This is a genomic window from Sphingomonas sp. CFBP 13728 (assembly GCF_014841895.1).
In the GTDB taxonomy this organism is placed as follows: Bacteria; Pseudomonadota; Alphaproteobacteria; order Sphingomonadales; family Sphingomonadaceae; genus Sphingomonas.
Window position 1 is genome coordinate 358,611 of the sequence record NZ_JACYUS010000001.1, and the last position, 13,647, is coordinate 372,257.

A 13,647-nucleotide genomic window follows, 5' to 3' on the forward strand; every position below is an offset into this window, starting at 1 on the left:
GTGTTGCTGGTTACCGATCCGGAGCCCGACCAAGGCATCTCGACCCTGACCGTAGGACAGGACGCCGCCGGCCATTGGCTGGTCCAGGAAAGCGGCGGGCGGCTCGAAGGGCGCTTCGTCTCGTTCCCCGCGGCGATGGCGTTCGCGCGTGCCGAGCGCCACGGCTTTCCCGGCGCAAGGGTGGTAGTCGTCACGACACCGCTGGTGCCGCAGGTCTCGTTCGAGCCCGTCGCCCCTTGGGAAACCGCGCTGCCGCGTGCCGCGTGACCATCCCGTCCCTCGTTTTCCGGAGCGCCAGACATGTCCGTCTCGCATAGCCTTCAGTCCCGCAGGCGTCCGAACGCCCCTGCGACCGCGACGCGTCCCGAGCATGATGATCGCTGGCCCGCCGTCGCCGCCGCGCTCGGCGAACTACGACTCGCCAAACGGCGCAGCGTTCGCATCGTCGATGCCGATTGCGGCGCCGGCACGCTGCTCTTGCGAGCGGTACGCCATGCGCGCTCGCTCGGGTTCACCGCGATCGAAGGTCGCGGCATCGACGGCGCGCCCGCGCTGATCGGCCGGGCCCGCGCCGCCGCCGCCAGCCTCGACGATCCCGCCATCGGTATGTCGTTCGAATTGGCGGACCTGCGCGCGGCGCTCACCGAGGAAGCCGAATTTCCCGCCGATATCCTGCTGTGCGATAACAGTGCAGGCCGCGCCGGTCTGTCGGTCGCGATCGCAGCAGCCGGACGCGTCGTGATCGATCATCCCGCGACGATCGCGCGCGCGGTGGCGGCATGACCACGCGCGATCTCGCCTGGCGTATCGCCGGGGTCGCGGTCTTCGGCCTTGCCTGCACGATCGGCAGCCGCCGAGACCTGCCTTCGCCGCACGGGATCGACACGCTGCTCGGGCTGGTGGCGTTCGTCCTCGCCGTCGCGGGAGTCGTGCTGATCGTGCAGGGCAAGCGCGTGCCGATGGCCTTTCGCGTCGAACGCAGCGGCCACCGCAACCTCGTCGCCGCGATCCGTGGCCAGCGACGGCAGCGCCCGGGCGTGAAGACCCACTCCACCCGCTGAACGCGCGCCTTTCGACCGGCAACCCCTCCTTATCGTAACGCGCGGTCCCGCTCGCTGCGGGATCGCGCGACATGGGCTTTTCCCAGGAACCATCATGTCCCCTTTCCACTACCGCGACGGCGTCCTCCACGCCGAACGCGTGCCCCTGCCCGTGATCGCCGCGAGCATCGGCACGCCTGCCTATGTCTATTCGACCGCCGCGTTTCGCGCCTCCGCTCGCGCCTTCAGGGCCGGACTCGCGCCGATCGCACGCCAGCACGTCGCCTTCGCGGTGAAGGCCAATCCCAATCTCGCCATACTGCGATTGCTCGCGGCCGAGGGATATGGCGCCGACATCGTATCGCACGGCGAGATGCTGCGCGCGCTCGCCGCGGGCATTCCCCCGCGGGCAATCGTCTTTTCGGGCGTCGGCAAGACCGATGCCGAAATGATCGCTGCTCTTGATGCGGGGGTTGGCCAGTTCAATGTGGAGTTCGAGGAGGAAGGCGTCGTGCTGGCGCGGCTGGCGGCGGCGCGCGGGCTGCGCGCGGTGGCGCTGTTGCGCGTCAATCCCGACATCGATGCGGGCACGCACGCGAAGATCTCGACCGGCCGGCGCGACAACAAGTTCGGCGTCGGCCTGGACGATGCGCCGGGCATCTATGCACGACTGGCACGGCTCGACGGCCTCGATCTGCGCGGCGTCGCGATCCATATCGGCAGCCAGATCGCCGATCTCGCACCGCTGGAGGCCGCCATCTCCCGCGTCGGCACGCTGATCGCGGACCTGCGTGCGGCAGGGCATCGGATCACGCATGTCGACCTCGGCGGCGGGCTCGGCATCCCGTATCGCCCCGACGAGATCTACCCGACCGCCGCGGCGTACGGCGCGATGGTCGCGCGCGTCACGCGCGACTGGGACGCGACGCTGATGTTCGAGCCGGGCCGGTTCGTGGCGGGCGAGGCCGGCGTGCTGCTGACCGAGATACTCTGGGTGAAACCCGGCGCGACGCATCCCTATGTCATCGTCGACGCAGCCATGAACGATCTCGCGCGCCCCGCCCTGTACGACGCGTTCCATGATTTCGTCGCGGTCGAACCGAACGGTCGCCGGATAGTCGCCAACATCGCGGGTCCCGTCTGCGAAAGCGGCGACACCTTCGCGATGGGCCGCGCGATCGACGACGTCCGCCGCGGCGATCTCGCGGTGTTCCGCACCGTCGGCGCATACGGCGCGACGATGGCCTCGACCTATAATTGCCGCCCGCTGATCCCCGAAGTACTGGTCGACGACGACCGGTTCGCGGTGGTCGCCGACCGCATTTCGCCGCAAGCGACGCTGGACGTACAGCCCGTCCCGAGCTGGCGCCGGCCGACGCTTTCGCTCTCCCGTCAGCGCCGATAACGCAGCTGCCATATCGCAACGCCGTGCTTGGTCGCCTCGGTCACGACGATCGTCGCGACGACTGCCGCCGCGCAGAACCACAGGGTGCCCGCAGACACCGGCGCGGTACCCAGAACCCGGCCCAGCGGCGGCCACAGCATCGCGGTCACTTGCAACGCGATCGCGATGCCGACGCCGACCAGCAGCCATGCGTTCGACAGCAACGGCTCGCGGAGGATCGAGCGTCGCTCGCTGCGCATGCACAGCACATAGGCGTTCTGGAACAGCACCGTCATTAGCAGCACCGCGTTCTGGATTTCGGCGAGCGGCCGCCCGTCGCGGTGCATCCCCGATACCAGGTACAACGCCAGCCCGGTCATCAACAGCGCCGGCGGGATCATCAGCGCGATCGCACTGCGGTCGAGGATCGGCGCGCTCGGCGAGCGGGGCGGCTGGCGCAGTTCGTCGCCCTCGCCGCGCCCGAACCCGAGCATCACGTCCTGCGCGCCGTTCGTGACGAGGTTGAGCCACAGCAGCTGCACCGCGATCAGCGGCATCGGCAGGCCCAGCATCACCGCACCGATGAACATGCCGATCTCGGCGATCCCGGTCGCGAGCAGGATGATGACGATCCGCCGCACGTTGGCGTAGGTCACGCGGCCCTCCTCGACGCCGGCGACGATCGAGGCGAAATTGTCGTCGGCGAGCACCAGATCGGCGGCGCCGCGAGCGACGTCGGTGCCCGCGATACCCATCGCCACGCCGATATGAGCGGCCTGGAGCGCGGGCGCATCGTTGACGCCATCGCCCGTCACCGCGACCAGTTCACCGCTGGCGGCAAGGATGCGGACGATCTCCAGCTTCTGAACCGGCTCGATCCGCGCGAATACGCGTCCGCCGAGGACGAGCCCGGCCAGCCGCCCCGGCTGGTCGGCCAGGTTGGCCATCTCCGTGCCGGTGACCACTTGATCGGTAGCCACCTCGAGCCCGAGCCCGCGCGCGATCGTCAGCGCGGTACCGGGATGATCGCCCGTAACCATCCGCACGCCGATCCCGGCCTCGGCACAGCGCGCGATCGCTGCCGGCACCTCCGGGCGGACCGGATCGATCAGCCCGATCCAGCCAAGCAGCACGAGCCCGGTAGGCGCGTCCGGATCGGTCGTGGTCGCGCCGTCCGAGGCAGCGACCGCGATCACGCGGTAGCCGTCTTCCGCCATCGCCGTCGCGGCTTCCAGCGCCACGGGGTCGATCGCATGACACATCCGCCGGACTACTTCGGGCGCCCCCTTGGCGAACACCCGTGCGCCGCTACCTTCTGCGACGGCGACCGTCGAAAACTTGCGCTCCGGTTCGTACGGCAGCGCCGCGATCCGGGGTACCGCGTGCAGCACCGACAGATCCTCGCCCCCGTCGCGCGCGAAGCCCAACAGCGCCACGTCGACCGAATCCCCGACCGGCATGCCGTCAGGACCGACCGAAGCCTCGTTGCAGAGCGCTGCCGCCCGCCGCATCGCCGCCAGGCCATCATCCGCCCAATCGGCCCGCACGAACGTCCGCCCGTCGGCCAGCAGGATGCGCTCGACCGACAGGATGTTTCGCGTCAGCGTCCCCGTCTTGTCGCTGGCGATGATCGTGCAGGCGCCAAGCCCCTCGACCGCGGGCAGCGAGCGAACGATCACGTTGCGCGCGGCCATCCGCCTGGTGCCTGCCGCCAGCGCGACCGTCACCGCGATCGACAACCCCTCCGGAATCGCCGACACCGCGAGCGCGACCGCAAGCAGCAGGATCTGGTCGCCCGGCCGGCCCTGCACCCACAGCACGAGCGCGAACGGGACGATCAGGGCGATCGTCGCGATGCTGATCTGGCGCGCCAGTCTGTCGAGCCGGATCACGAGCGGCGGCGGAGTCGGCTTCGTCGCGCGCAACGACTCGTCGATCGCGCCGAGCGCAGTGTTCGCCCCGGTTGCGACGACGATCCCGACGCCGCGACCCTGCTCGATCATCGTTCCCGCCAGGACCATCGTCGCGCGTTCGCCAGGTGCCGTCCGGATGGGCAGGACGACCGCCTGATCCTTCGCGACCGCGACCGATTCCCCGCTGAACGTCGACTGGTCGACGCGCAGCGCGCTGCTCGAGGACAAGCGGATGTCGGCAGGCACCGCCATGCCGCTCTCCAGCTCGACCACGTCCCCGACGACCAGCGCGCGGGCATCGATCACCGATACCATCCCGCCACGCCGCACCATCGCGGTCTGGCCGATCATCCGCCCGAGCGCCGCCAGACTGTCCGCCGCCTTGCTCTCCTGAAACGTGCCGATCGCCGCGTTGACGAGCAGGACGACGCCGATGAACCCCGCATCGGTCCGATGGCCAAGCGAGAGCGAGATCGCCGCCGCCGCGACCAGCAGATAGATCAGCGGACTGTTGAACTGCCGCAGGAACAGCAGCAGCGTCGACGGCACCGGCGGCGGCGCGAGCTCGTTGAGACCGTCGCGGATCAACCGCCCGGCGGCTTCTGCCGCGGTCAGGCCGGCGTCGCGCGTTCCCAGCACCGCCATGATGTGATCGGTCGATGTCGCATGCCAGATCGTTGCCGAGGGTACCGGCGCGTCGATCGGTCGATCGACGATCATCGGCCGCCTGCTTCGGCACCGGCCGGGGCACCCGTTTCGATAATCGTCACCGGCGTTCCCGTTCCGGCATTCGCCAGCGTTTCGCGCGTCACCAACAGGGTGGTGCCCGGCGTCAGCACCGTCGCCAGCGCAACGCGGAACTTGTCCGGCAACTGCCCCTTGGCGCGATCCTCCGCGGTCAGCTCGCCGGTTCGCGGATCGCCCGGCAGCGGCAACCGCAGCCAGTGTTCGCCCGCAGCGTCGACCGATTGCAGCGTGAAGGCCGACGTTTGTTCGATCGGAGCATCGACCGTTATCGCACTGGAGCCGATCTCGATGCCGTTGCGCAGCACGACGACGCGCCGGTCGCGGCCGCTGACGACGATCGACACCGGGCCCGTCCGCGACAGTGCGGGATTCCATGCGAAGTCTTCGCGACCCGACCGTCCTGCACCCAGGATACCCGGCGTCGCCGCCACCACCGGAACGCGCGCGTCCTGCGTGATGACGACGGTGATCCCCAGACGCGTGATCCCGAACAGCAGCTTGGCGAACGCGGGGGGCAGTCGGATGCAGCCGTGCGACGCGGGATAGCCTGGCAGGTTGCCTGCATGCATCGCGATCCCGCCCCAGGTCAGCCGCTGCATGAACGGCATCGCGGCGTCCTTGTAGAGGTTGGAGACGTGATCCGCGTCCTTCTGCAACACGGTGAACACCCCTGTCGGCGTCGCATGGCCGTCGCTGCCGGTGGACACGGTCGAGACACCGATCGGCACGCCGTTCCGGTAGGCATAGGCCTTTTGCGTGGCGAGACTCACGATGATGGTAACGGGCCCGGCCGGCGCGATCGCCGGCGCCCAGAGGAACTCGCCGGGCTTGAGCTGCTCGATCCGGCCATCGATGCTGGTAGGCATTGGGGCCGGTAATTGCGCCGGCGTTTGCGCTGCGGAAATCGTCGCGACGTTCAAGGCGAGCGCGAGGCTGCACGTCATGCGGCGGATCGTCATCATGGGGTCCGATCGGGAAAATATTACCAACCGTCGCTATCCGGCGATCGGCGTGCGCATTACCGTCGGAAACTACGCAGCAGGACGGATCGCTGTTCGCTTTCGAGGTCCCCTAGCGCCGGGATGAAGGTCGATCGACGCTACACCGCCACAACGTCGGCGGAGATCATGCGGCCGTGCCGACCAGCCGGCCGATCGCTGCGGTCGCGGCCATGGCGAACGCGCCCCAGAACGTGACTCGGACGACCCCGCGCCAGATGTTCGCGCCGCCTGTCTTCGCCCCGATCCCGCCCAGCAGTGCGAGGACGATCAGCGACCCGCCGGCGACCGCCACGATGAGGGACGAACGCGACGCGACGAACACGATCAGCACCGGCATCGCCGCGCCGACGATGAAGCTCGCCGCCGACGCGAGCGCCGCCTGCACCGGCCTGGCCCCTGCACCGACCGTGATGGCGAGTTCATCGCGAGCATGCGCGCGAAGTGCGTCCTTCGCCATCAACTGGGCCGCAACCGTCGCGGCGGTATCGGGATCCACGCCGCGTTCGACATAGATCCCTGCCAGTTCAGCGAGCTCGCCAACCGGGTCCTCGACCAGTTCGTCGCGCTCGCGATCGAGTTCGGCGGTCTCGGTATCGGCCTGGGCGCTGACCGAGACATACTCGCCCGCCGCCATCGACATCGCGCCTGCAACCAGCCCCGCAATACCCGCGACGACGATCGCACTGGATTGCGCGCCGGCGGCGGCGACGCCGAGGATCAGGCTCGCGGTCGACACGATCCCGTCGTTCGCGCCGAGCACCGCCGCGCGCAGCCAGCCGATCCGGTCCGCGACATGATGTTCGCGGTGAACGACGCCGCGGCGCACGATCACACGACCTGGAGCAGGTTCTCGACCATGACCGCGCCGGGTGCTGCCCAGGCCGTCCGCTCTGCGACCTTGCGATCGTGCGGCGAGTCGACCGAGCCGGTCAGCCTGACGGTGCCGCCATCGACCGTGACCTTGATCGTGTCGCCATCGAAGAACCAGGAACGGTGCAGCGCCGTCCGGATATCGTTGCTGACGTCGGTGACGTCGACCCGCGGCGTGAGTGCGATGTGGTTCATCACGCCGATGACCCCCGCAAGCGGCCGTACCGCCGCCTCTGCGGCGTCCTTCTGGAAATGCCAGCGCACTTCGCCGCGCAGGCTAACCCAGCCATCCTCGACCTGCGCCCGGACCGTGTCGTGCGGCACGGTGGTATCCCAGGACAGCCGCTCGACGATGGCGCTGGCGATCGCCTCGTCGCCGCGCTTGAAGCGTTCCTCGAGCCGCACTTCGATCTCTTCGGCAACCGCCTTCACGCCTTCGACGCGCCCGGCGGCACGCTCGGCTGCGTATTTCGCGGCATAGCTGCCGGCATGGCCGCTGAGCGTCACGACGCCGCCGTTCGCAGTGACGCCGATGTGCCCCGCGGGTACGCTTGGATCCCAGTTCAGTTCGGCGAGCACGGCTTTCTGCAATCTGGCGTCGGCTGTCATGACACTCTCCTGAAGGATGGCGCGGCACGGGAGCCCCGAACCGGCGAGCGTCACCCTATCGAGGGGCCACTGCGCCGACAGCGTCGGGAACTACGCACACCGTCCAGGCGGTCGGCCTGCGTAGTTCCCGATCCTTTCGCGACCCTGCGTGATCGACGAAACCGCTGATCGGATCGGGGCGCCGGATATGCGCCCGGATCGAAGCCGGATCGGGGAACGCCATAATGACCTATTCCACCCTGTTGGTGCATCTCGACGGCGGCCGGCCGAACGCCGCGTTGCTCGACGTCGCGGCGACGCTCGCCGATCGCCACGGCGCGTCGGTGATCGGCATCGCCGCCTGCCAGCCGGTCCAGATCGGCGCGTGCGACGGCTATCTCGGCGGCGAATATGCCGTGATCGAACGAGATATCGTCGCCGACGAACTCGCCCGCGCCGAGACCGAGTTCCACGCGCATGAGCGGCTCGCTGGCCACGTCCTCGAATGGCGCTCGATCCCGACGCTCATCAACATCGCGCATGTCGTCGCGGAGAATGCGCGCTCGGCCGATCTCGTCATCACCAGCGCCGGACCGGGATACGCCGACCTGTCGACGCATGCCGATACCGGCGAGCTTATCCTGCGCGCGGGCCGTCCGGTGCTGGTCGTGCCCGACGGTGCCGCCACGGCAAGCTTCAGGACGGTCATGGTCGCCTGGACCGATACGCGCGAATGTCGCCGTGCGGTGAGCGATGCGCTGCCGATACTGCACGCCGCAGACCGCGTGATCATCGTCGCGGTCGCGATCGACGCGCTCGACGCTCGCGGACCGCTCGAGGATGTCGCCGCGTGGCTCGCACGGCAGGGCGTCGACGTGGACAAGATCGTGGTCCGGATGAAGGGCACCAGTATCGATACGCTCGCCTCGATCGCCAACGACGTCGACGCGGATCTCGTCGTGGCCGGCGCTTACGGCCATAGCAGAATTCGCGAATGGGCGTTCGGCGGGGTCACGCGAGACCTGTTGCTACGCGACCGACGCTGCACGCTACTATCGCACTAGCGCATGATCGCGATGGCGCTCCGCAAGTATCTGGCCGCGTCGATCGCGATGAATCCAAGACCATTCATCGGCGGGACGATTTTGGCGGTGATCATCCTCGTCGAAGGACTATTAGCACATAGCGGATATCTAGCTTAACATGGGTCATGTTCCAACGTTGCACGTCGAACTCTCGGCGAATGACGAAGCGGAACCGTTCGTCGAACAAGGCCCTCGTCTCAATGACTTGCAGATCATTGCCAAGACAGTCCGTGCCGCGCGCATGATCGCTGCGCAGTCTCCGGACGGCGGCCTGACCGGTGACGCGGTGGCACGCGGCGATGCCGCGCTCGCCGAAGAGCTGGGGCTCCTGATCGACGGCGCGACCAACTACGCGATCTACATGCTCGATCCGAAAGGCCGGGTGACGATCTGGAACCGCGGTGCCGAACGCATCAAGGGCTGGGCCGAAGCGGAGATCATCGGCCGGGACTTCGCGATCTTCTATCCGGCCGACGATATCGCGACAGGCAAGCCCGAGGCCGATCTCGCCCAGGCGCATGCCTGCGGACGGATCGAGGAGGAGAGCTGGCGCGTCCGCAAGGACGGCTCCGAATTTCTCGCAGCCGTGACCATAACGGCGCTGCACGACGATGCGGGCGCGTTGCGCGGGTTCGGCAAGGTCATCCGCGACATCACGCGCGAAAAGGCTGCCGAGGCGGCGATCGTGCGGCGCGAACATCACCTTCGCTCGATCCTCAATACCGTCCCCGATGCGATGATCGTGATGAACGAGAACGGCATCGTCGCCTCGTTCAGCGCCGCCGCCGAGCTTGTCTTCGGCTATGCGGCCCGCGAGGTGATCGGCCAGAACGTCGCGATGCTAATGCCGCAGGCCGAGGCGCGCGATCACGATGCGCACCTGCGGACGTATCGGCACACCGGGGAGCGCCACGTCATCGGCGCCGTCCGTCTCGAACGGGCCATGCGCAAGGGGGGCGAGACGTTTCCGATCGAACTCGCGGTCGGCGAGGCGTCGATCGCGGGCGAGCGGATCTTCACCGGCTTCATCCGCGACCTCACCAACCGCCACGCGACCGAACGCCGCCTGCAGGAGCTTCAGTCCGAACTCGTCCATGTATCGCGGGTCAGCGCGATGGGGACGATGGCCTCCACGCTTGCGCACGAGATCAACCAGCCGCTGACCGCGATCGCCAATTACCTGGAGGCGACACGGGCGATGATCGGCGATGACGACACGCCGTTGCTCGTCGATATCGCCGAGGCACTGGATCTGGCGGCCGCGCAATCGCTGCGTGCGGGAACGATCGTCCGACGGCTGCGGGCGTTCGTCGATGGTGGCGATACCGGGTTTCGCGACGAGCGGCTCGACGTGCTCGTCGAGGAGGCGACCAGTCTCGGCCTGCTCGGCGCGCATGAAGCGGGCATCACCGTCACCAAGACGATCGCCGACGCGACCAACGCCGACGCCGACGTCGCAGCCGCCACGGTTCGCGTCGATCGCGTCCAGATCCAGCAGGTGCTCGTCAACCTGATCCGCAACGCGATCCAGTCGATGGCGTCGTCGCCGCGCAAGGAACTCACGATCGCGACCGCGCCCGACCGCGACGGCTGGATGCGGATCAGCGTGACCGACACGGGCACGGGGATCGACGCGGCGGTCCGCGCGCGCCTGTTCGAGGCGTTCGCGACCACCAAGGAAGACGGCATGGGCCTCGGCCTGTCGATCTGCCGGACGATCGTCGAGGCGCATGGCGGCCGGATCTGGGCGGGCGGCATCGCGACGGGCGGCACTGCCTTCCATTTCACCGTGCCGCTCGCCGCTCCCCAGGAAAGCGAAACCGATGACTGACACCAGCCATGACTGAACCAGGGCGAACGGTGCACATCGTCGACGACGACGAGGCGATCCGCCAGTCGGTCGGCTTCCTGTTGCGCAAGGCAGGCTACGCGGTCGAGACGTATCCGGCAGGCACGCATTTCCTCAAGGCCGTCACGCGCGAGACGCGGGGCTGCGTGCTGCTCGACGTGCGCATGCCCGATATCGACGGTCTCGACGTGCAGGCGCGACTGGCCCAGTCCGGCATCGCGCTGCCGGTGATCATGCTGACCGGTCACGGCGACGTGACGCTGGCGGTCCGCGCGATCAAGGCGGGGGCGGTCGAATTCCTCGAAAAGCCGTTCGAGCGCACCGCGTTGCTCGCCGCGATCGAGACCGCGCTGGCGCAGGCGGCGCGCTCCGACCGCGAGCATCTCGCCGCAGCCGACGCGGTCGTCCGCCTCGCCGCGCTCACGCCGCGCGAACGCGACGTCCTCGACGGCATGGTGCTGGGGCGCCCGAACAAGCTGATCGCCTACGACCTGGACATCGCCACGCGCACCGTCGAAGTCCATCGCGCGAACCTGATGGAGAAACTGTCCGCGCGCAGCCTGTCCGACGTCCTGCGCATCGCGTTCGCCGCCGGCCTGGGCGAGATGCCCGAACCCGCCTGACGCCCCTCGTCTTATACGTACAGACGGCGCGGTTCGACCCTGTCATCCGATGTCACGAAGGACCATCGATGACCGACCATTCGACCACCCCCCATGACGGCATCGGCATATCGCTGGTCGATGGCGATCCGGCGATCCGACGCGCGCGCCAGATCATGCTGCTGTCGGAGCGCTACGACGTTCGCTCCTACGCCACCAGTGCGGCGCTGCTTGCCGATCCTCGCTCGCGCGACTTTCCCTGCATCGTCGTCGATATCGAGGGGCATGGCGGTCGCGATCCCGACGACGACGGCACGGACATGCTGCGGGCGATGCGCGCATCCGGCTGGCGCGGCAAGGCGATCCTGCTCGACGGTACCGCTCCGCCGCCCGCGCTGATCCATGCCGCCGAGCGCCAGGGCGACCGCATCCTGGATCGCGGCACCGGCGACGCCTCCCTGCTCACCGCGATCGCCGCGTCGATCGATCGCAGTTGGTCCGGCTGGAACGCCGCGGGATGACCTCGCCCACGTATCAGCCCATTCTGTCGCCAAGGACTTTGCCATGACCGCCACCGATCCATTCCAGGACGACCCCGACACCGCCTCCGTCCCCCGCGACGAAGGCCGGGCATTCCTCGTCGGCGGCGGGATCGCCTCGCTTGCCGCGGCACTGTTTCTCATCCGCGACGGCGATATGCGCGGCACGGATATCACGATCATCGACGAAGGCACGCTGCTAGGCGGCAGCCTCGACGGCGGCGGCTCCGCGGCGGAGGGCTATTCGCTGCGCGGCGGGCGGATGCTCGAGTCGAAATACCTCTGCACGTTCGATCTCTTCTCGTCGGTCCCGACGCTGGACGGCGACAAGACCGTCACGAAGGAGATCTTCGACTGGAACGCGACGATGAAAACGTCGTCGCATTCGCGCCTGTTTTCCGGCGGACAGCGCCACGTCGCGCCCGAATTCGGCCTGACCGGACACCAGATCCGCGGTCTCGAACGGCTTGCGATCACGCCCGAGGCGATCCTCGATCGCTCCACCATCGCCGATCAGTTCGACGACGCGTTCTTCAAGACCAATTTCTGGATGATGTGGTGCACCACCTTCGCGTTCCAGCCCTGGCACAGCGCGGTGGAGTTCAAGCGATACCTGCTCCGCTTCGCGCACATGGTCGGCGGCTTCAACCGGCTGGAGGGGATCATGCGCACGCCCCTGAACCAGTATGACTCGATGGTCCGCCCGCTTCACGCCTGGCTGGTTGCGCGCGGCGTACAGTTCCGGATGAACACCACCGTCACCGATCTCCGCCTAGCCGAAGAGGACGGGATCACCGTCGTCCGCGGCATCCGCATCGAGGGCGGTGGCAAGACCAGCGAAATTCGCATCGATACCGACGATTACGTGATGCTCACGCTTGGTTCGATGACCGAGGGCTCCAGCCTCGGGTCGATGGACGCCCCACCCGAATTGCACGGCGCAGGCATGGGCGGGGCGTGGAAACTCTGGGCAAGGCTCGCGAAGGATCGCCCTGAATTCGGCCAGCCGGCCGCGTTCACCGAGGACGTCGATCGCTCGAAATGGGTCTCGTTCACGACCACGCTGCACGACGCCGCGCTCCTGACGCTGATCCGCGACGCGACCGGCAACGTCCCCGGTGAAGGCGGGTTGATCACGTTCACCGAGTCGAGCTGGCTAGCCTCGATCGTCATCCCCTCGCAGCCGCATTTTCTCGGCCAGCCTGACGACGTCGCGGTGTTCTGGGGATACGGCCTGTCGGTCGATGCGATCGGCGATTTCGTCCGCAAGCCGATGAGCGACTGTACCGGCCGCGAGATAATGACCGAGATCCTCGGCCATCTCGGGCTCTCTGCAAAGGCCGAGGCGATCCTCGCGAGCGCGATCTGCATCCCGTGCATGATGCCGTTCATCACCAGCCAGTTCATGCCGCGTAGGCATGGCGACCGGTCCGACGTGATCCCCGCCGGCACCGCCAACCTCGCGATCATCGGTCAATATTGCGAGATGCCCGACGACTGCGTGTTCACGGTCGAATATTCGGTCCGCTCGGCGCAGACCGCGGTCTACGGGTTGCTCGGCCTGCGCCGTTCGCCCCCCGCGGTGTACAAGGGCGTGTTCGATCCGCGCGTGCTGTTCAGGGCATTCGTCGCGCTCCACGATCTTGCGACGATCGGCGACCACGGGACCAGCTAGGTCCCGTTAGCGACCGGCGCTTTACGAGGCGAGCGTCAGCGTGCGTTGCATCCGGTGTGTCGAGGACCGATGCCCGCGCGCCGTCGCGTTGCGATCCGCACGCAGAATGCCTGGAGAGAACGCCAGGCGCCGTTGAACCGATATCGTCGACGCCTGCGCCAGAAGCGCGTCCAGCGCCTCGCCGTACAGCCGCGCGAGCAACTGATGGGCCTTGCGCGCGCAGGGGCCGGCCGCGGCATCCGCCATCGCCAGCGTGTCGTCGAGACGCCGCTGGAAATAGCGCATTTCGGTGTGGATAGCGTTCATTGCGAACTCCCCGCTGGCCCGCGATCGCCGCCGCATGATGCGGGTTCC

At 68.0% G+C, this 13,647-nt stretch carries 15 protein-coding genes; 10 read left to right on the plus strand and 5 right to left on the minus strand.

All coding sequences use genetic code 11. The annotated features are described in order from the left end of the window. The 4 genes from IFT67_RS01485 (at position 1) to lysA (ending at position 2,445) form a co-directional block, all read left to right on the plus strand. Complete coding sequence (locus IFT67_RS01485; RefSeq protein WP_107962309.1) at positions 1-267, plus strand: hypothetical protein; 267 nt, start codon at positions 1-3, stop codon at positions 265-267. A gap of 33 nt (positions 268-300) precedes the next feature. Continuing rightward, positions 301-783: a class I SAM-dependent methyltransferase gene (locus tag IFT67_RS01490; protein ID WP_192144775.1), complete on the plus strand. Its 483-nt coding sequence runs from the start codon at positions 301-303 to the stop codon at positions 781-783. After that, positions 780-1,061, plus strand: a complete 282-nt coding sequence (locus tag IFT67_RS01495) for a hypothetical protein (RefSeq protein ID WP_192144776.1) — start codon at positions 780-782, stop codon at positions 1,059-1,061. Before IFT67_RS01490 ends, IFT67_RS01495 begins: the two co-directional genes overlap by 4 nt. A gap of 94 nt (positions 1,062-1,155) precedes the next feature. Further along, positions 1,156-2,445, plus strand: coding sequence for a diaminopimelate decarboxylase (lysA, locus tag IFT67_RS01500; RefSeq protein ID WP_192144777.1), 1,290 nt, complete (start codon positions 1,156-1,158; stop codon positions 2,443-2,445). On the opposite strand, the gene IFT67_RS01505 is transcribed toward lysA, so the two are convergent. The 4 genes from IFT67_RS01505 to IFT67_RS01520 all read right to left on the minus strand — a co-directional run bounded on the left by IFT67_RS01505 (position 2,433) and on the right by IFT67_RS01520 (position 7,564). Then, entirely contained in the window at positions 2,433-5,057 is a 2,625-nt protein-coding gene (locus IFT67_RS01505; protein ID WP_192144778.1) for a cation-translocating P-type ATPase, read from the minus strand. The genes lysA and IFT67_RS01505 overlap by 13 nt on opposite strands. Then, complete coding sequence (locus IFT67_RS01510) at positions 5,054-6,046, minus strand: L,D-transpeptidase (protein WP_244647126.1); 993 nt, start codon at positions 6,044-6,046, stop codon at positions 5,054-5,056. The genes IFT67_RS01505 and IFT67_RS01510 overlap by 4 nt, the downstream gene beginning before the upstream one ends. 163 nt (positions 6,047-6,209) lie before the next feature. Further along, positions 6,210-6,911 carry a VIT1/CCC1 transporter family protein gene (locus IFT67_RS01515; RefSeq protein WP_192144779.1) on the minus strand — a complete coding sequence of 234 codons (702 nt, stop codon included), beginning with the start codon at positions 6,909-6,911 and terminating at the stop codon, positions 6,210-6,212. A 2-nt stretch (positions 6,912-6,913) separates the two neighbouring features. Further along, positions 6,914-7,564, minus strand: a complete 651-nt coding sequence (locus IFT67_RS01520) for a BON domain-containing protein (protein WP_107962303.1) — start codon at positions 7,562-7,564, stop codon at positions 6,914-6,916. 224 nt (positions 7,565-7,788) lie between these two features. Here IFT67_RS01520 and IFT67_RS01525 point away from each other — a divergent pair, with 224 nt between their 5' ends. The 6 genes from IFT67_RS01525 (at position 7,789) to IFT67_RS01545 (ending at position 13,293) form a co-directional block, all read left to right on the plus strand. Beyond that, the gene (locus tag IFT67_RS01525; RefSeq protein WP_192144780.1) at positions 7,789-8,607 is read left to right on the plus strand and encodes a universal stress protein; all 819 of its coding nucleotides are present in this window, start codon (positions 7,789-7,791) and stop codon (positions 8,605-8,607) included. A 3-nt stretch (positions 8,608-8,610) separates the two neighbouring features. After that, positions 8,611-8,745 carry a hypothetical protein gene (locus IFT67_RS20850; protein WP_258191315.1) on the plus strand — a complete coding sequence of 45 codons (135 nt, stop codon included), beginning with the start codon at positions 8,611-8,613 and terminating at the stop codon, positions 8,743-8,745. A 1-nt stretch (position 8,746) separates the two neighbouring features. Then, positions 8,747-10,459: a PAS domain-containing sensor histidine kinase gene (locus tag IFT67_RS01530; RefSeq protein ID WP_244647127.1), complete on the plus strand. Its 1,713-nt coding sequence runs from the start codon at positions 8,747-8,749 to the stop codon at positions 10,457-10,459. Positions 10,460-10,467: 8 nt separating this feature from the next. After that, positions 10,468-11,100 (plus strand): response regulator transcription factor, encoded by a 633-nt coding sequence (locus tag IFT67_RS01535; RefSeq protein ID WP_107962301.1) that lies wholly within the window; start codon positions 10,468-10,470, stop codon positions 11,098-11,100. A gap of 68 nt (positions 11,101-11,168) precedes the next feature. Next, positions 11,169-11,600 (plus strand): response regulator transcription factor, encoded by a 432-nt coding sequence (locus tag IFT67_RS01540; protein WP_192144781.1) that lies wholly within the window; start codon positions 11,169-11,171, stop codon positions 11,598-11,600. A 43-nt stretch (positions 11,601-11,643) separates the two neighbouring features. Next, positions 11,644-13,293 (plus strand): oleate hydratase, encoded by a 1,650-nt coding sequence (locus IFT67_RS01545; RefSeq protein WP_192144782.1) that lies wholly within the window; start codon positions 11,644-11,646, stop codon positions 13,291-13,293. Between the two features lie 21 nt (positions 13,294-13,314). Here the strand turns inward: IFT67_RS01545 and IFT67_RS01550 are convergent, their stop codons facing one another. Beyond that, the gene (locus IFT67_RS01550) at positions 13,315-13,599 is read right to left on the minus strand and encodes a hypothetical protein (protein ID WP_192144783.1); all 285 of its coding nucleotides are present in this window, start codon (positions 13,597-13,599) and stop codon (positions 13,315-13,317) included. Positions 13,600-13,647: the final 48 nt, after the last annotated feature.